8 protein-coding genes and 13 pseudogenes are annotated in these 17,757 nt (G+C 59.6%); 11 read left to right on the plus strand and 10 right to left on the minus strand.

Annotated features, from left to right (window positions below; genetic code table 11):
* Window positions 1–921 precede the first annotated feature (921 nt).
* A pseudogene (locus tag IVA78_RS23460) lies at window positions 922–1,410 on the plus strand (ISNCY family transposase); the annotation flags it as partial.
* Here IVA78_RS23460 and IVA78_RS23465 read toward each other — a convergent pair.
* From IVA78_RS23465 to IVA78_RS34620, 5 genes and pseudogenes are all read right to left on the minus strand, one after another.
* Window positions 1,400–1,948: an ATP-binding protein gene (locus tag IVA78_RS23465; RefSeq protein ID WP_247468194.1), complete on the minus strand. Its 549-nt coding sequence runs from the start codon at window positions 1,946–1,948 to the stop codon at window positions 1,400–1,402. The pseudogene IVA78_RS23460 and the gene IVA78_RS23465 sit on opposite strands and share 11 nt — an antisense overlap.
* Window positions 1,949–2,162: 214 nt before the next feature.
* A pseudogene (locus IVA78_RS34615) lies at window positions 2,163–2,303 on the minus strand (plasmid pRiA4b ORF-3 family protein); the annotation flags it as partial.
* Between the two features lie 161 nt (window positions 2,304–2,464).
* Window positions 2,465–2,616: pseudogene (locus IVA78_RS23475) on the minus strand (transposase domain-containing protein); the annotation flags it as partial.
* Window positions 2,617–2,729: 113 nt separating this feature from the next.
* Window positions 2,730–3,695, minus strand: a pseudogene (locus IVA78_RS23480) (tyrosine-type recombinase/integrase).
* Window positions 3,692–4,055 (minus strand): annotated as a pseudogene (locus IVA78_RS34620) (integrase); the annotation flags it as partial. The pseudogenes IVA78_RS23480 and IVA78_RS34620, both read right to left, overlap by 4 nt.
* Window positions 4,056–4,173: 118 nt before the next feature.
* Between IVA78_RS34620 and IVA78_RS23485 the strand changes: the two are divergent.
* From IVA78_RS23485 to IVA78_RS23505, 5 genes and pseudogenes are all read left to right on the plus strand, one after another.
* Window positions 4,174–4,425 (plus strand): annotated as a pseudogene (locus IVA78_RS23485) (recombinase family protein); the annotation flags it as partial.
* A gap of 101 nt (window positions 4,426–4,526) precedes the next feature.
* Window positions 4,527–5,117 (plus strand): recombinase family protein, encoded by a 591-nt coding sequence (locus tag IVA78_RS23490; protein ID WP_247468196.1) that lies wholly within the window; start codon window positions 4,527–4,529, stop codon window positions 5,115–5,117.
* On the plus strand, window positions 5,017–5,256 hold the full coding sequence (locus IVA78_RS23495; RefSeq protein WP_247468208.1) for a hypothetical protein: 240 nt from the start codon (window positions 5,017–5,019) through the stop codon (window positions 5,254–5,256). The genes IVA78_RS23490 and IVA78_RS23495 overlap by 101 nt, the downstream gene beginning before the upstream one ends.
* Before the next feature lie 955 nt (window positions 5,257–6,211).
* Window positions 6,212–6,502, plus strand: coding sequence for a hypothetical protein (locus IVA78_RS23500; protein WP_247468199.1), 291 nt, complete (start codon window positions 6,212–6,214; stop codon window positions 6,500–6,502).
* A gap of 5 nt (window positions 6,503–6,507) precedes the next feature.
* A complete protein-coding gene (locus tag IVA78_RS23505; protein ID WP_247468201.1) occupies window positions 6,508–6,936 on the plus strand; it encodes a tyrosine-type recombinase/integrase in 429 nt (142 codons plus the stop codon).
* 458 nt (window positions 6,937–7,394) lie between these two features.
* Here IVA78_RS23505 and IVA78_RS23510 read toward each other — a convergent pair.
* Window positions 7,395–7,508: pseudogene (locus IVA78_RS23510) on the minus strand (transposase); the annotation flags it as partial.
* Window positions 7,509–7,839: 331 nt separating this feature from the next.
* Between IVA78_RS23510 and istA the strand changes: the two are divergent.
* Together istA and istB are read left to right on the plus strand one after the other, a co-directional pair.
* Window positions 7,840–9,362: pseudogene (gene istA, locus IVA78_RS23515) on the plus strand (IS21 family transposase); the annotation flags it as partial.
* Window positions 9,363–9,366: 4 nt separating this feature from the next.
* A pseudogene (istB, locus tag IVA78_RS23520) lies at window positions 9,367–10,126 on the plus strand (IS21-like element helper ATPase IstB).
* A gap of 381 nt (window positions 10,127–10,507) precedes the next feature.
* Here istB and IVA78_RS23525 read toward each other — a convergent pair.
* Window positions 10,508–10,759: a helix-turn-helix transcriptional regulator gene (locus tag IVA78_RS23525; RefSeq protein WP_247468203.1), complete on the minus strand. Its 252-nt coding sequence runs from the start codon at window positions 10,757–10,759 to the stop codon at window positions 10,508–10,510.
* 565 nt (window positions 10,760–11,324) lie between these two features.
* Between IVA78_RS23525 and IVA78_RS23530 the strand changes: the two genes are divergently transcribed.
* From IVA78_RS23530 to IVA78_RS23540, 3 genes and pseudogenes are all read left to right on the plus strand, one after another.
* Window positions 11,325–12,098: a CmcI family methyltransferase gene (locus IVA78_RS23530; RefSeq protein ID WP_247468204.1), complete on the plus strand. Its 774-nt coding sequence runs from the start codon at window positions 11,325–11,327 to the stop codon at window positions 12,096–12,098.
* Between the two features lie 62 nt (window positions 12,099–12,160).
* Window positions 12,161–12,674 (plus strand): annotated as a pseudogene (locus tag IVA78_RS23535) (transposase); the annotation flags it as partial.
* A 242-nt stretch (window positions 12,675–12,916) separates the two neighbouring features.
* Window positions 12,917–13,381: pseudogene (locus tag IVA78_RS23540) on the plus strand (transposase); the annotation flags it as partial.
* 1,871 nt (window positions 13,382–15,252) lie between these two features.
* On the opposite strand, the gene IVA78_RS23545 reads toward IVA78_RS23540, so the two are convergent.
* The 3 genes and pseudogenes from IVA78_RS23545 to IVA78_RS23555 all read right to left on the minus strand — a co-directional run.
* Window positions 15,253–16,131 (minus strand): transketolase, encoded by an 879-nt coding sequence (locus IVA78_RS23545; protein ID WP_247468206.1) that lies wholly within the window; start codon window positions 16,129–16,131, stop codon window positions 15,253–15,255.
* 319 nt (window positions 16,132–16,450) lie between these two features.
* A pseudogene (locus IVA78_RS23550) lies at window positions 16,451–16,920 on the minus strand (aldehyde dehydrogenase family protein); the annotation flags it as partial.
* Between the two features lie 704 nt (window positions 16,921–17,624).
* A pseudogene (locus IVA78_RS23555) lies at window positions 17,625–17,757 on the minus strand (IS5/IS1182 family transposase); the annotation flags it as partial.

Genomic DNA, 17,757 nt, shown 5'->3' on the forward strand with positions numbered 1-17,757 from the left:
CACCAGCCCGCACAGGAGGAATTTAGGTCTTACCGGCGGCGTAGCCGATGGGTCCGTGAAGAACCAGAACTTCAGTTTGGGACGAGCTCGAGCATGAGCTGGACTAGCATTTGGTGCAACAAGAGCGCCAGCAAGCGGAGGAGACGGCGAAAGTTGGGGCGCAGCGATGACGGCAACGGCGGCATCGCGCTGGCGGTACGAAAGATCGCTTCGGCCGATCCGGGTTCAGATTTACGGTGAGATCGCCGATGACCGGCTCAATGGCCGAGCGGCGGCGCAGCTCGCGTTTGATCTTGGGCTCCCGCCGCTTCTGGCTGATGTGAACACCTCGAACGTGTAGTGTGGGAATTGTGGCCGCGGTTAGCCTTAGTCGAGAACGAGGCGACAGCGCCTTGACATGGGCGACGAACTGGCCAATCTTGGCATTGTGACAGCAGGTGGTGACGGAGAACTTGACACCGATCTGTGGACCACGCCCGCATTGCAAGAGGAACCGACATTGGGCGAAGCGGTTTGCCCCAATCTATCCGGCTTTGATTTGAGGTTGTTGCTCAGAGCCATTATGGATATCCGCCCACTTCTGTCCCCAATAACTCGCCGGCCTCAAGGAGGCCATCGAATCGAACCAGGCTTCAGAAGTGTCGGTGGAACCGTTTCTCCATTCGTCCTTTCCCTTTCGCAAACCTCGGCGGAATAGTGTGCTGTTCCGATCGGATCGTGGATCTTCCTTCCCGGGTCCGACGTCCTACGCAGTGTGGCCCAGGAAACTCGCTTCGTAGTCACGGCCTTTTGCGAGCATGCTCCAGGCCATCCCGCGGCGAGTTTTGCGGCCAAGGCAACAGCTAGTACATTCGAGTGGAGCCGCTTCGATGCTGCTTCCAGCCAGGCTCCGAACCCGGGCCTGGCCCCGGTTTGGCGCTGCAGCAGCACGGCGCGGTGGTCCGACGAATGGTCGGCTTGTCGATTCGAGGGGCTCGAAGCGGCTGCTTTGCTGGCTCAGCTTTACCTTTCGGCCCGCTGGTTCGTGAACTTTTTTGCAGCCATTGTTCAAATTGATCCGAAAGGAGCGCGACGGAGCGCGTGTCACAAACGTACAGCGCCCCTACGCCCCCACATCAGCGGCTTGTTGCCGAAGCAAGAACGCCTGATGCCCTCCGCGCACGCGTCAACAAAATCTATGCCGGCCTAGATCGGGTCGCCTTACTGCGTGACATCCGAGCCATGCAGGAGCAGTTGGCCAATCTCACTGACGTCGTGCCAGCAAGCCATCGAACTGCGGCGCCACCGATTGAACAGTTTTTGTCGAGCTTGCGAACAGCGTGGACACAAGGAGCAGGACGCCCGACCGACAGACCAATTGCGACGCCAAAGCGAGAGCGACGACGCTCCGATCCGCTCGTCAAAGCCACGCCAGGGGAGGCATTGTGGGCGAGGCGGTCGAGGGTGGCGTCGGCGAGGTTGGGTTGCCGATGACGTCGTACCAGTGATCGACGGGGATTTGACTGGTGACGACGGTCGAGCTGCAGGCGTATCGATCTTTGATGATCTCGAGGAGATCGCGGCGCTGATCATCGCTGATCTTCTCCGGTCCCCAATTGTCGAGGATGAGCAGATCCGGCTTTGCCAGCGCCTTAAGCAGGCGGCCGTAGCGACCGTGCCTCTGGAGAGACCCAGCGTGGCAAAGAGGCGTGGCACGCGGTGTGTCGACGGAGAGATCCTCGCGGCAGGCCTGGTGGCCGAGTGCGCAGGCGAGCCAACTCTTGCCAATGCCGGCCGGCCCGATCAGCAGAAGTTGTGATGCTGGCGGATGAAGTCGCAGCCTGCGAGCTTGAGGAAGAGGTTGCGATCGAGACCGCGCGCGGCACGGAAATAAGAGGGCGAGCCATTCGCCGTGTTCGAGACTGCGGGCTTCCGGCTGTGTCTGCAGGTTCTGGAAGGCGGCAGCCATGCCGTGTATTCCGAGATCGCGAGCAGGTCGATGGTGGGGTGTTCAGCAGTGTCGATTGTCTCCTCAATGAAAATATCCGGGGCCACAGGCGAGCTTCTACGATCCGGAGATCAACCGCAGCTACGGCATGATGGCGGCCCATTACGGAGCGGCATGCAGCATCGAGCAAGAGTGGAAGACCGTCCGTTGTCGTGTTGTCGAACCATTTTTCGAGTTTGATCACATGGTCCCAGCTGTCGCCGAAGTCATAGAGATAATGGATCGTCTTGGCGCCGGTCTCGCGAACGATATCGCAGAGCCGGGCCTTGCGGGCATCGATGGGCTGGAGGCCGAAATCACCATCGGGATCAGGGATGCCTCAATGTCCTTCGCCAGCGAGAACTCGAAGAGATAGCTATCCATCCAGCCAAACGCCGCCTGAAGCCTCCGATGCAGCCGATCAAGACGCAGGGTGATCGTACGACGAGGCATCGCATCACCTCCGGTTGCACGTCGGGAGAGCGGTCGTCTTAAGGCTCATGCCGCCAGCCCCGGATCGTGAGCATGCATCGTATAAGTCGATGCCCAGGGAAGCAGTTATCTAGTCGTGCCGCAGGCCAACCATTGACGAGCTTCGCGAGGACGTCAGTAAGCCAGTGCTCGGCACTAACACCATTGAGTTTGCACGTTTATGCCGCCCGCCGAACTGTGCCGAACGGGTCCGGTATGGCACGTCGTTATCACGCTGGCACCGTCGATCGCGTGCACGGTTGCCCCATTCCATTCGGCATAGTCTGGTCGTTCAGAGCGCCTCTAGGAAGGCGAGCAGGCGGCCGGTCGGCTGGAAGCGGGTTCGCTTGCCGCGCTCGTACGGCTTAAGCTTCGCCAAGACAGCTTCCTTGAGGGCGAGGTACGTCTGCGTCGTCTCGACCGATTCATGACCGAGCCACAGCGCGATCACGAAGAAGTCGACGCTGGCTTGCAGCAGTTCCATCGCAGCGCTGTGCCTCAGCACATGCGGTGACACGCGCTTGGCCTTCAAAGACGGGCAACTCTTGTGAGCGACACGAACATGCTTTCCCAGCAGCGACTGGACGCCGTCGGCACTGAGCCGTCCCCCGTGCACGTTGGGGAACACCGCTGTTGCTCCTTTCCGTAAGGTTCTTTTAGCCATGCCTGGAGTGCACAGCGAGCGAGTGTCGTCAGCGGAGTGGTCCGCTCGTTCCGCCCTTTATCGACGCATCGTACGTGTGCGCCAGAACCGAGGTGGACGGCATCCCGGTCAAGGCCAGTCAGCTCGGAGAGGCGTAAGCCCGTCTGGGCCGCGACCAGCAGCAAGGTGTGATCGCGGCGGCCATCGGCCGCTGCGAGAACCGCCTCGATCTCGGGGCGCGTCAGGAAGTGCACCTGTCGCTTATCGTGGCGCTTGCTCGGTATGGCGAGCACGCGCTGGATCAGCGCACTGTGTGCCCGCTCCTCGAAGGACACGAACCTGAAGAAGGATCGGATAGCGGTCAGACGCAGGTTAAGCGTCTTCGCGCTGGCGCTGCGCTTCACCTCGAGATCGGTTAGGAACGCGCCGATGAACGTTGCGTCCAAATCGGTGAGCGTCAGGGCCGATGGGGGCTGCTGCACCTGTGCGAACATGAACAGCCGCCGGAACGTGTCCCTGTAGGAGGCGATCGTGTTGGCGCTAACACTGCGCTTGCATGAGGCGCTCGGTGAAGAAGCGCTCGATCAACGTGGCGACATTGCAGGCGGGCTTCATGGCGTCCCCTCCCACCGCCGATCGAGAGGCCGCGCCGCCTCTTCCATCAACTCGGGGCAGGCCGAGAGATACCAGTAGGTATCACGCACGCAGGCGTGGCCGAGGTAAGTAGAGAGGACTGGGAGTTGCTGCTCGACGTCCTTGCCTTCGCGATACCAGTCGAGCAGCGTCGGATGGCGAAGCGATGACGAAAGTCGTGCACGCGTGGCCCGGTACGATCACCTGGGCGCCGCAGCCCGATCTCTCGGGACAATCGCCAGAAGACGCGATGAACGTACTGGTGCAGCAAGGGCCTCCCTGTTCGGCAACGAAGAAGGTCGAGCCGCAGCGTGATCCGAGCATCGCGTCGCGCCGGTGGGCCCGGCGATATGAGTGGCCCCGAACGCCGGAAGGCGGTGGAGCTTCTACACTATTGCTAACGGAAGCGCGACCAAGCCGGCCAACGAGCCCCAGGGCAACGGCAAGAAGGGAGCAGGCAATGAGTAAGATCACGCCCGCGCACCTGGCCCGCGCCGCGTTCGTATACATCCGCCAATCCACGGCGTATCAGGTCGTCAACAATCTCGAGAGCCAACGACGCCAGTATGGCTTGGTCGAACGCGCGCGGCAGCTTGGCTGGGAAGACGTCCAGCTTGTCGAAAATGATCTCGGCCGCTCCGGTGGCGGAACGGTCCGACGAGGCTTCGAGAAGCTGCTGTCCCCGATTTGCGAAGAACCGGTTGGCGCCGTGGCATCGCTTGAGGCATCACGCCTTGCCCGGAACGGCCGAGATTGGCCCACGTTGCGGAAAACGCGCGGTCGAATGGAAGGCAACCGTCCACACTGCACCACATGCTGTCGAATCCGGTATACGCTGGCTCTTACGCCTATGGTCGGCGGGAGACACGAGTTACGATCAAGGACGGGCGCAAGCGGATCACGCGCGACACACTCCGGCGCAATTGGAGGGACTGGGAGGTTTTGATCCACGATCATCACGCGAGCTATATTACTTGGGCCGAGTTCGAGCGGAATCAGCATCTGATTGCCGAGAACGCCAATGGGAAGAGCTATATGGGTCGCGGCTCCATAGGCGCGGCGAGGCCTTGCTGCCCGGGTTGTTCCGTTGCGCGCGCTTTGGCCGACGCCCGCACATCCAGTACACGGGAAAGGGCGGGAATACACAGCGGTACGTCTGTCGTGGTGCGTTCGGCACCAAAGCAGCCAGCATGTGCATCGGTTTTGGCGGCATGCGTGTCGATGGCGCTATCGCCCGTGAGGTGCTCGATCGACTGCAACCTCTTGGGATTGAAGCGGCGCTGGCCGCGATGGAGGGCCAGGCGTGCATCATTGCGACAAGCGCCAACACATCGAGAACGCAATCCAGCACGCTCAATACGAAGCCGCTCGGGCACGGCGGCAGCACGGCGCCGCCGATCCTGATAATCGTCTGGTCGCCAGCGAGTTGGAGCGGCGCTGGAACGAGAAGCTGGTTCAACTGCGCGACCTGGAGGCACAGCTCGAGACCCTCAAACAGGTGCAGCATACTCCAGGCTTTCCGCCGCGGATCGCGCGAGGCTGATGACTCTCGGCAAGGATTTGACCAAGGCGTGGAACAGTCCCGGGGTCCGTCGAGACACGCAAGAAGATCACCAGGCTGTTTGGCAAAGAGATCATCGTCGATGTCGTGGGTGATACATTGGCGCTCATCATTCACTGGCAAGGCGGCGACCATACCCAATTGACGGTCAAAAAGAACAAGGTCGGACAGACACGCTCGAAGCCGATGTCCTCGATCTCGTTCGCGTATTGGCGAGGCAATTATCGGACACGGCAATCGCTGCGATCCTCAAGGAATTCTCTCTCGACTTGATCATCCTTGTCTCCCTTTCGTTGCCATCAAGACACAAAGGGAGGCCTCAGATATGCGGAGCGAGGAAGAGGGCAGTAGGAACTAAATTGTTGATAACAGAGCGGGTCTCGGATCGAACGGCCGCACACTCTGCATAATCGTGGGCTCAACATAATTGCGGTTATGTGGTGCACCACATATTCGTAAAGGTGCGATGGCTTGGCGCGCTTGGCGAAGGAGACTCTGGGCCATGACCCGATGAAGGGCGCGGCGGTGCGCCGATCGAGTGAAGATTGTCGTCTGGGATGGCCTTTTGATATATTGGAAGCGGCTGGATAGCAGCGGCTTCAGATGGCACCCCATCGTTGACGGCGTCATGCGGATGAACGCGGCGCAGTTGTCTGCGCTTCTGGCCGGCATGGATTGGACGCGTATGCACGCGCCTCGAATCCCGCAGCCCAAAGCCTTCGCGTAAAGGATATAAGATCTTCGCTGTATCGGGGCGCGAAGCATGCAATCAGTGATTTGCCTGATGAGCTGCCGAGCGATCCAGCCAAGAAGGCCGGCGATCTCACCCCGGTGGTGACGGAGTTCCGACGGCACCTGACGGCGTTTGGGTGATGGCGTCACCGATCGGTTTGGTCGGCATCGCTGTCGACGCCCCGGCGTCCGTCGCGAGAAGGGCGTGTCCGATAAGTACGTGAGGCGGGTGCGCCGGTTCGTCGAGTTTCTCGGCGAGTGCGGGATTGTTCAGCGCAAGCCGAAGCTCGCATTGCCGACGCTCGACCGGCGGGTGGTCGAGTTCCAGGACTGGCTACGGCAGCATCGCGGCGTCACAGAGCTGACAATAGGTCGACACGGTCGCATGGTCATGCGGCTGCTCCCGGCGCTTGATAGCAAGCCGCGAAGCTGGAATGCCCCGCTCATTCGCGACGTGATCATTGCAGAGACGAAGCGGGTGTCTCTGGCTACGTGAAGACGATGACGATGGTGCTCAGAGGATATCTACGGTTCCTCGGTGCGCGGGGGTGCCGTGCGGGACTCGATCAGGCCGTGCCAATCATTCCGCAGTGGCGACTGTCGTCGCTTACGCGATACATCGGCTCGTCAGATGTCCAGATGTTAATTGCAACGTGCGATCAGAACACGGCGACCGGCGTGCGTGATCGGGCAATTCTGCTGCTGCTGGCGCGACTGGGTTTGCGAGCCGGCGACATTCTCTCTCTTCGTCTCACCGATATTGATTGGCAACAAGCGACGCTGTCGGTTCGTGGCAAGGGACGCCGGGAAACGAGATTACCATTGCCGCAAGACGCCGGTGATGCCGTGCTCGCTTATCTTGATCAAGCCCGATCGCACGTCGTCGATAGTCGAATCGTTTCATGTCGAATGCACCAATCCGGCCACTGACAAGGTCGAGCGCAGTCTCTGACATTGTGCGTTGTGCAATACGAAAGGCCGGTATCACTGCTCCGTCGAATGGGGCCAACCTGCTTCGGCATTCGGCCGCGACCGCCATGCTGCGGGGCGGCGCGACGCTCGACACGGTTGGTGCCGTGCTGCGCCACTGCTTGCCGGACATGCGCGCACTATGCCAAAGTCGACGTGACGATGCTGCTGCAGATCGCGCAGCCTTGGCCGGCAGATGCGTGATGCTGAGCAAATATCTTGCCAAGTATGTGGACCAGCAGCAGTCGCTCGGGTTCAAGTTCCGCCTCCAGCAAATCCTGCTGAGGGGCTACCTCGGCTTCGCCGAGAACTGCGGTGACCGACACATCAGAAGCGCCCGCGTCCTGGCATGGGCCGCACGTGCGCCGTCACCGGAGCAGCGTCGCGGCCAGTCATGCACCTGCCTCTGGCTGGCAGCCATGGCGGCGTGCAAAATCCGTTACAACCGCGCCTCGCTCAAGGCTTTCCGCGACAATCTGGGCCTTCAAATCATCCGGCCAGTGCTTTCGACCTACGCCAGCATACACTTCGATACGCGGCGAACGGTCGTCTTATGTCGGCCGAATGGTACGTCCATTGTGAGCACCCTTGCGGAAGATAACTCTTCTAACGGCGCTCCCAAGACTGCGCACAAACAATCTGAAGGGCCTCAGCGCCACGCCTACGGTTGCGCGTTTCGCGGGATCGTGAGCACGGATTTCAGAGCATCGTGAGCAGGTATTTCAGGCGATCGTGAGCAACGATTTCAGAGGATCGTGAGCAGCGATTTCAGGCGATCGTGAGCACCTTTTTGGCGGTGCCAATCGCTTCGGCCGACAACTCAACCGGGCTACGGAGTTCTCATTCAAGCAATGAGGAAGCCCGATGCCTACCCAGAGATTGTCGATGCGCCGGATCAGAGAAGTTCTACGTTTGAGGCACCAGGGCCTGACCGAGCGCGTCATTGCGCGGACGTTGGGGAATAAGCAATGGCGTCGTCCATGGTTACGTGCGACGCGCCCGCCTTGTCGGGTTGGGCCTGGCCGCTGCCGGAGGGCATCGACGACGAGGGGCTGGAGCTACTGCTGTTCCCGGCGCCGGCAGCAGCGTCGCAAAGCGACCGGCGACCGGCCCCCGATTGGGTTTATGTGGAGAAGGAGTTGCGCCGCCGCAGTGTGACACGGTTGCTGTTGTGGGAAGAGTATCGCGCCGCCAATCCCGACGGCTTCGGCTATACCTGGTTTTGCACGACCTTCGAGGCCTGGAAGCAGCGTGCGCGCCCGAGCATGCGTCAGACCCACATCGGCGGGGAGAAAGTGTTCGTCGATTTCGCCGGCGACACCATCGGCATCTTCGATCCCATCACCGGCGAAGTGCGCGCCATGAAGCTGTTCGTCGCGGCGATGGGGGCCTCGAACTACACCTACGCCGAGGCTTGCCCAAGCGAGAGCCTGTCCGACTGGATCGGCGTGCATGCCAACCTGTTCAGGTACCTCGGCGGCGTGCCGAAGTGCGTGGTCTGCGATAATCTCAAGGCCGCCGTGACCAAGCCCGATCGTTACGATCCTGGAATCAACCGAACCTATGCCGAGATGGCCGGCCATTACGGCACCGCGACCCTGGCGGCGAGGCCAAGGCGACCAAAGGACAAGGCCAAGGTCGAGGTCGCCGTCCAGATCGCGCAGCGCTGGATCCTGGCCCGCCTGCGCAATCAGCGCTTCTTTTCCCTGGCGGAACTGAACGCTGCCATCCACGTCCTGGTCGGCGAACTCAACGCCCGCCAGATGCGCGGTTTCGGCTCCAGCCGCGCGGAACTGTTCGCCGAGATCGATCGTCCCAAGCTGGGAGAACTGCCGGAGCAACCCTACGCCTTTGCGCGCTGGAAGCGTTGCCGTGTCGCCCCCGACTACCACGTCGAGATCGACGGGCATTGGTATTCCACCCCTTATCGGCTGATCCGAGAACTCGTCGATGTGCGTATCGCCGACAAGACGATCGAGATCTTCCACAAGGGTCAGAGGATCGCGAGCCACGCCCGTGCGTCCAACCGGCGTGGCCACACCACCATCGCCGATCACATGCCGAGCGCCCATCGCCGCTACGGCAAGTGGACGCCGGGAGGGCTGATCGCGGCCGGCAAGAGGATTGGGCCCTCTACCGCGGCGTTTTTCCAGGCCGTCATCGCGGCAAGGCCGCATCCCGAGCAAGGCCTTCGTACCTGCCTCGGCATCCTGTCGCTGACCAGGAGTTACGACCATGCGCGCGTCGATGCAGCCTGCCGACGCGGCATTCTCATCAAGGCTCGCTCCGTCGCCTCGATCCGTTCGATTCTCAAGAACGGCCTCGATCGGGCGTTCCTCGACGAGACATCCGACCACCAACCCCTGCGCCACGGCAACATCCGCGGTCTCAATGCTGACGCATCCCACCCACGAACGGCTGATCGCACTCGGCTTGATCGGAATGGCCAAAGCCCTGGAGGAACAGCGGCGATCACCGGATCTCAACGCCCTGTCGTTCGAGGAACGCATCGGACTGCTGGTCGATCGTGAAGCCGCCGAGCGCGACACCAAACGTCTCACCACGCGCCTCAAGTTCGCCGCGCTGCGCCAGAGCGCATGCGTGGAAGAGTCGATTGGCGCACGCCACGCGGCATCGACCGCGCCGTCTTCGCCAGACTCATCGGCGGCGACTGGATCGATCGCAATGAGAACCTGCTCGTCACCGGAGCAACCGGGCTGGGCAAGAGCTGGATTGCCTGCGCCCTCGGTCACAAAGCCTGCCGCGACAACCGATCGGTCCAGTATCATCGCGTCCCACGCCTGTTCGAGGCGCTCGCCCTCGCGCGCGGCGACGGCCGCTATGGCCGCCTGCTCAAAACCCTCGGGCGGGTTCAACTCCTCATCCTCGACGATTGGGGCCTGTCAGTTCTCAATCCGCCCGAACGGCGCGACCTCTGGAGATCCTCGATGATCGCCACGGTCGTGCCTCCACCATCGTCACCAGCCAGATCCCCGTCGAACATTGGCACGACGTCATTGGCGACCCAACCCTGGGCGATGCGATCCTGGATCGCCTCGTTCACAACGCTCACCGCCTTCAACTTACCGGAGAAAGCATGCGAAAGCAGACCGCCCGCAAGCAAGCTCTTGACGCAAACTCAAACTCCTGAACCAATCACCATGTCGGTCGAAGCGGCCGCTCATGATCGCGTGAAATACCTACTCACGATCAAACGAAACGAGTGCTCACGATCGCCTGAAATCGCCGCTCACAATCCCCGAAATGCGCATACGGTGAAGCCGGAGGCGCCAAGAGCGCCGATAAAGAGTTCGGCCTCGCGGATCTCGCCGCTGCGGCGATCGACGATTGCGATCTTCTTGCCTGAATAGTCGACAAAAACCTTACGCCGGCCACATGCTCCTGCCGCATCGTCGGCGACAGTCGCTGCTCGAAATTGCGAAACAGACGCAGAAGCGGCTGTAGCCGTAGCCATCGGGATGGGCGGTGCGATACTCCTCCCAAAGAATGAGCAGCGTGACGCCGGGCTTCTTCAGTTCGACGGCGAGATCGGCCCAATTGGCCTCATGACGACGCCGCACGCCAGCTTGACGCCGGCACGGGCGAACAGCCTGTTCTGGAGCGCATCGTCCGTCAAACCCCCGGGCAACGGCCAGCGCAGCCCGGCCGGTGCGGCGCGCTTCAGATTGCCCTGGACGGTGCTGCGCGCGATCCCCAGCATCACCGCAATCTCGCGGGCGCTGCTTCCGCCGGCAAGCCGCAGCATCTGTCTCAATTGTCTCATGGTCAGCCTTCCCTCTTTGCCGGCATCGAGCTCTCCTCGTTCACCACGAGGCGCTGATGCCAAGTTGCTGACCCAGGGCAGGTTCGTCGCGGCCCCTCCCGGCCGGTTATTGACCGGAATCCTGGCCGACTTCAGATCGGAACGGTGGCCGATAATCGATCGGAACGCCCGCCGGCTTCACTCCGGAATCCGCACCGCCTATCTCAGGTCGTCATTACCCACTGTCCCACATGGCTCATTTGAGGTCAGCACCAATGCCGCGGCTCGGTGCGAGATCGCCAATGCGCGCGTCGTCCTCAAGGAACCTCTCGAGGTCGGCACACGAAAGGTAACGGGCATCGTCTTAATACATCTTTGTCGCACGATCGATGTCCGATTAACGAAACCAGTGTCGGGAATCCGACAGGGCACCACGGTCATTCCAGCGGACAGGCTGGCATCTATGCGTATTTCTCCTTCGTCAAGCATGCATGCGATTGGCACACCGATTGCTGAGATGAGGAGCAAAGAGCCAAACATAATTGGTCGATCGTGAAACAATGACGCGCAGTATGGAGATAGACCCATGAAGCTCGCTTCCGGATATGAAGACTTTTGGAAAGCTGCCCACAAGAACTATCCCGATCAAATAAGATCGGGCGGACTTCTTGATCAGGGAATGTTTGACGGAATTAGCAGCGTCGTGAACGCTGACCATTCTGATCGCTTTGCAAAGCCATCGGAACGTGGCTGGAGAACGCATATCCACCCATGGACTTTTCCATTCTGGTCCTCCTCTAAAAAACTTGGAGCCTTGGCGCTGACGTATAAAGGGCTAATAACTATTAAGACCCCTTTTGACTTGCTTCTGTACACGCGCCTTATTTGGGAACTTCAACCGAGGACGATTCTAGAGCTCGGCTCTTTTCAGGGTGGCAGCGGACTGTGGTTCGCTGATCAGATGTCAGTCCTTTGCGAAAAGCCAGGTGAAGTGCACTCCTTTGATGTGCAAACCAAATGTCGACATGAAAATGCAAAGCACTCACTTCTTTCCTTTCATCAGGTTGATCTTTCGGACGTGAGCACCTTCGATAAAGACCTTCTGACGAGACTACCTCATCCTTGGATTGTAATCGACGATGCGCACGTGCAAATATTCTCCATATTTTCTTACCTGAGGGACTTTCTAGTGTCAGGAGATTATTATGTAATTGAGGATGATCCAATAAGAGCAGATAAGGAGATTATCGATGGCTTACACTTGGTCGAGCAATCAGGATTCCTGATCGATACTTATTACACGGATGCATTTGGTAGAAACGTTACTTGTGCTCCGAATGCATGGCTTCGAAAATCGTAAACGTCGCTAGCTAGCAAGCTGTTGAAGAACTCAGCCGTGTTCTCAAACGAAGGTTGAATCGCCATGCTCTAACCACCGATCCCGATGCCAGGCTATACCGCAAGGGTAAAGGCAAGGAGACGAAGCTGTGCTTCATTGGGTACGGGCTGATGGAGAACCGCCACGGCTTGCTGGTCGACGCCTGCCTGACGCTGGCGAACGGGCACGCTGAACGGGTGGCCGCGCTGCACAGATCGAGCCGCGTGCCGGCCGGCCGACAGCGATCAGCTTGGCGCCGACAAAGCCTTCGACGCAGAAGACTTCGTCAACGAGCTGCGCTCGATGAACGTGACGCCGCATGTTGCGCAGAACACCAGCGGCCGCAGCTCCGGACGGGCGAACGACCCGGCACGGCGGCTATGCCGTCAGCCCGCGCATCCGCAAGCGCATCGAGGAGGCATTCGGCTGGATCAAGGCGGTCGCCGGGCAAGAGAACACCTGCTTCCGGGCCGTGAGCGCGCCGGATGGGCCTATACCTTCGCTGCTGCCGCCCACAATCTGGTGCGGCTGCCCGAGCTGATCGCGTTAGCCGCCTGATAGCCACGGTGCCCGGGTTCGGAAGCCCTTTACCGGCCGCTGGTGCATCGTCCAGCTGGTGCATCGTCCAGATGGACGTCTGGACAGCGAGTTCCTCGATCTTGTCGAAGAGGCGTGCCATCGACCGAGAAGGGATTGCTCGACAGGAGCTTCGTAACCTTAGGCTGCGCCAGCGCCGCCGCCAGGAACCACTTCCGACGAACCAGTGCGGCGCGGCGATCAAAGTGAGAGGTCGTATCGAGTTGCAGTCTCTGGATGAGAAGATCGCCCAATGAGACCAAGAACTCGCCAGTCGTGTTAAAGCGGATATGGAAGCCAAGCGATTGATGACAATTTCCGGGATAGGGGCTATTACCGCGACAGCGCTTGTTGCATTAGCCCCGGCTGCTCAGGCCTTCAAGAAAGGCCGTTATTTTGCAGCTTGGCTCGGTCTAACGCCGCTGCAGCGCTCAACCCGAGGAAAGCAGAAGCTCGGTACGACCTCTCGAATGGGTGAGCGGACACTACGCAGACTATTGATCATCGGCGCAAGTGCTGCGGTGCGATGGGCAAGGCGCAGGGGTTTTTCTAATCCATGGCTCATGAACCTGTTGAATAGCAAGCCACCCATGCTGGTGACTGTCGCGCTTGCCAACAAGATGGCGCGCACAGTTTGGACATTGATGGCAAGAGGCGGAACGGATCGAGCTCCGTCTCTGGCGAGCTAGCTGCACTACTCCTTACCGTGTGAGAAGGTCGAACCGACAGTATGGCGCAACGGTCAGAGACCGGATCAAGAAAACCAGGTTATGGACACGCGCGTCGAGCGCGCATCACTGAATTGGACCCGCGCTGCGAACTCCCATACGGGGCCGGCGGCATACAAAGGTCGCATCAGAGGCCGGACACATGTCAGCACCCGACGGCGCGCGAAAAACCTAGTTCTGGGCGGTCCAAAGTTCGGTCTCGCTGCACAAACCCCGACACCCTAACCGCTGCTAGATGAAATTTCAGTGGCAGGTCACTCAGCGCGAACACGTAACGACCGGCTCCTTGCGATCAATTCGTTAGTCGGTTCCTGGAGGATAGGTTGCCATCTTGCCTGGTCGCAACGGATCCATGCTCTCCCGATGAAAAAGGCCGATCAGCGCCTCTCGGGTACTCGCGCGCGACCGCCTCAAGCCGGCCTTCCCAGTTTCGCATCCTCAGGGCGTTGGCGTCCGCGCGACCGCCGAGCAGCCGCTGAAGATGATGCGACCACGCGAGCATGACTGGAAGCTCCTTTATCCCTGCAAGCGTCTCGAGATAGTCTCAACGTCGGGACAGGTGGGCCGGCCGAAGCGACAGCGTGCCAAATTCGCGAAGGCTGGTCCGAGTCAATTCGGGCAAGAAAACGCTCCTCTTACATCCGGATCCGGGCGTCAATAGCGGGAACCGGACGACCCAATGCGCGGTGTGCAAGCGCAGGTCGTCCCGATTCTGACGGCGAACCCCTCAACGTGATACACCCCACCGTCGGGACCAGCGATCACTGGTTTGATGTTGAGCGTCATGCCCAATTCCAGCTTCACGTTTTGTCGGGTCGAATCATTTAGGGTCAGCTCGAGTTCTCAGCTGCTCCTGGAAAGGCTCTTCCGCCGCTATTCGCCTAGCGGCAGATGGGGTGCGAACCGCCTAATGCTGCCAAGATGGCGTTTGCTAGAGCTGGCCCGCGAAGACGAAAGTTAATACTGGCCTCCATAGGGTCGCCATAACTCAACGCGGGCTCAAACCAAGTACCGATACGAGTCGTAGGCCGCAATATTTTTGCGTCGGCTAGCGTCTCGATGACCACGCTCCCTAATCCGCCCGCCCGATCATGCTCCTCGATAACGACGATTTGGTCAGCCCGCCGGGCCGCCTCGCAGAGGGAACCCGAATCAAGTGGCCTGAGAGTCGAAAAATGGAGTATCTCCGGATCAAGGCCTCCCTGCACCAACAACGGCGCAATGTCACAGATGGAAGAGCTCACAACGCCAGTAGATATGATTAAAGCGCCTTTACCACGTCGCAGGAGACAGGCGCGTCCCATCTGGCCGATTGGATTTCGGTCACCATTATCGACGCCACTACCCAAACGTATGTATAGAGGTCCATCCCACTCTACCGTCGATACTAGGAGATGTTCCAACTCTTCACTGGTTCGAGGGACGCATATTCCCATGTTTGGAATTTGACGCAGCAGAGCGATATCTTCAAGAGCCGTGTGCGTGGGACCAAGCGCAGAAAAGACTAGGCCACCTCCAGATCCGACGATGCGCACACGAAGTCGTTGAAGGCCTATGTCGATGAATAGCTGTTCGAACGCTCTTCTCGTGATGAAAGTCGCAACGGACTGCACATATGGAATAAGACCGCCGCTCGCCAGCCCAGCCACCATACCGGCCACGTATTGCTCTGCCACTCCCTCCATAAAGAAGCGGCGTGGAAAAGCAGCCTCAAACTCCACCATGGTATTATAACCGAGATCGCATCCAACATACACAATTCGGGTATCGCGGGCTGCCAAGCTCTGGAGCGTCTTACTGAATGTCTCTCGCACGGTCGGTCACCGATCTAACTAGAATAGAGATGTGATTTCGCTGAGCGTTGGAACTTGCCTGCAATGCCATTCAGCGCTCTCCTCGAACTCTCCTAATCCCTTTCCCTTTGTCGTCTCGCAGACGATCACTCTTGGACGCGGAGTAGACAGTGGAATCAATAATGCCTCCCGAATAGCGTGGGGGTCGTGGCCGGGAACGTGATGAACGTTGAAGCCAATCTCACGCCAGAGCGCCGACATATAGGGCATTGGCAACACGCTCTCCGCTGGCCCGCTACACTGCTGATTATTTCGGTCAACTAAAACAGTAAGGTTTGAGAGTTGATGCTTTACGGCGTGAAACGCTGCTTCCCAATTTGCACCTTCGTTTAGCTCTCCATCGCCAACCAGCACATAGACGTGAAACGGCTTCTCAGTTATCCGGCCAGCTAGGGCCATGCCGACGGCCATCGGCAGCCCGTGGCCGAGCGTCCCTGTGGTGGCCTCGATGCCGCGCGCGATGTTCCGCTCCGGGAGCCCGCCGAGCGGCGCACCCACTGAACCATAGCTATCCAGCAATTCGGGTAAGATTAGGCCCTTGTATTCGAGCACCGCGTATAAGGCGAGGCACCCATGCCCTTTGCTCAGAATGAATCGGTCGCGGTCGTCAATTTCCGCAGCCGCTTGGGGCAATCGGATGAATTCGTCATACAGCACAAGAAGAATTTCGATTATCGAGAATGCGGGACCGATATGTCCGGCAACTTTCCGCATCGCCAGTACTTCCAAAATTCTCCGGCGTATCTCCTTTGATCGGGCATCAAGCTCAGCTCCCCTGGTTGGCGCATGGTCCGTCGAGGCTTGCTTCATGTCGCTTCCTAGATGATCATGGTGGCGTTTCGCGTTCTGTTCAATCATGTACAGATCGCGTTCTGTTCGATGTCGCGTTCTGTTCGATCACCAGCGATTATTACGTATCTGAATCATTGGCGAACCTACCTCTCTTGATGGGCTTGATCCGCCCGGATAGATGTCAAGTTCTGTCAGTCATCTTCTTCGAAAAGCAGCAATCCCGTAAATGGCGGTCCCGGCGATCCAGCGTGGCGTCGCTGTGGCCGACCTGCTGCGCGACGTTGCTGGGGCGAGTTCCGCATGGACACGTCAGAGAGCCGCCATGAACGACAATGAGGCCCGCCGAGTGTCGGGCCCTCGCACTCCGCAGCATTGCGCTCAGCCGCTTTTCGACAAAGGCACTATAATTGCCTCTTGGTACGTAGATGCGATTGGCCGCCAGGCAATCCTGTCCCGACGTGGCCCACTTTGCGGCCACCGCGCACTTGATGGCCTTATCGAGATCGACGTCGTCAAAGATGATAAAGGGGGCATGCCCTCCCAGCTCGAGCGACGCCTTCTTTACAGTCTGCGCGGCTCCCTCCAGTAGCAAACAACCGACGTCTGTAGACCCCGTGAACGACAGGGCTCCGACCCTCGCATCCCGCAACAGAGGCTTCGAGAGTTCGATCGGATTGCCGACCAGCACTTGAAGCACACCGCGCGGAACTCCAGCCTCTTCAGCCTACCTCGCCACGCAAGCGTGGAGAGCGGCGTCTCGGGCGCAGGCTTCACGACGACCGGGCAGCCGGCCACCAGAGCGGCGCCGGCCTTTCGCGTAATCATGGCGACAGGAAAATTCCAGGGAGTGATTGCCGCCGCGACAGCCGCGCTCACGGCGAGGAGCAGATGACCTTCGCCCAATAGCTTGCGGACCTGATTGCGAAACTGCAGACCGATCGCGCGCGGGAACAGCAAGCCGTATTCCTTGGTCAGACTGCGGACCTGGTTCTCGATATCTCGACGAATGGCCACCAGCCGGGATCTCGCGACGAGTATCGCGCGGATCCTCTGACTGTCCTCGCTCTTGACTTTGACTTCTCGATACCAGCCAACCCGCACCAGTTCGACCAGACCTCGAGCATCACTTTGATCGCTTGTGTTCATGCGTACGGATAAAGCCGCGTGCGCGTGCCGCGCGTCGATGCAAACCACCGGGAGATCGACTCTACGAAGTTCATGCCATAGCCAACTCGCCATCGCTCCGGTCTCAAATCCGATGCGATCCGCATGCGGCGCCCGTTTGCGGAGCAGCGCGGTGAGTGCCCCGGGTCGGACTTGGCCTTCCCCTCGAACAAGACCTGACCTACTTCGTTGACCACGCATACTGAGGTTTTATTTTGCGAGACATCCAGACCAGCATACTGCTTCATAGCCCTCCGATTGGTAAGATTGCGGTAAGGCTTGAAGATAGCGGACCTTTCGTGCCGTGGGCGACAACCGCAATTACATCATCGTGTTCAAACTTGCCCTCCGTATTGCCTCCCTGAGAGCCTGACTCAAAAAGCGCGTGGACGCTATCAAGGTCTGGCTAGACGGCGAATTAGGAGCCTGAGATGGGCGGCGAGCAGCCAAGCGAGCTCGGTAGCGGCAGAGCGTTCGAAGTCTTTGGAGAGGCGCCGGCATCTTCCGAACCATGCAAAGGTGCGCTCG

It is taken from the genome of Bradyrhizobium sp. 137, assembly GCF_023074095.1.
In the GTDB taxonomy this organism is placed as follows: Bacteria; Pseudomonadota; Alphaproteobacteria; order Rhizobiales; family Xanthobacteraceae; genus Bradyrhizobium.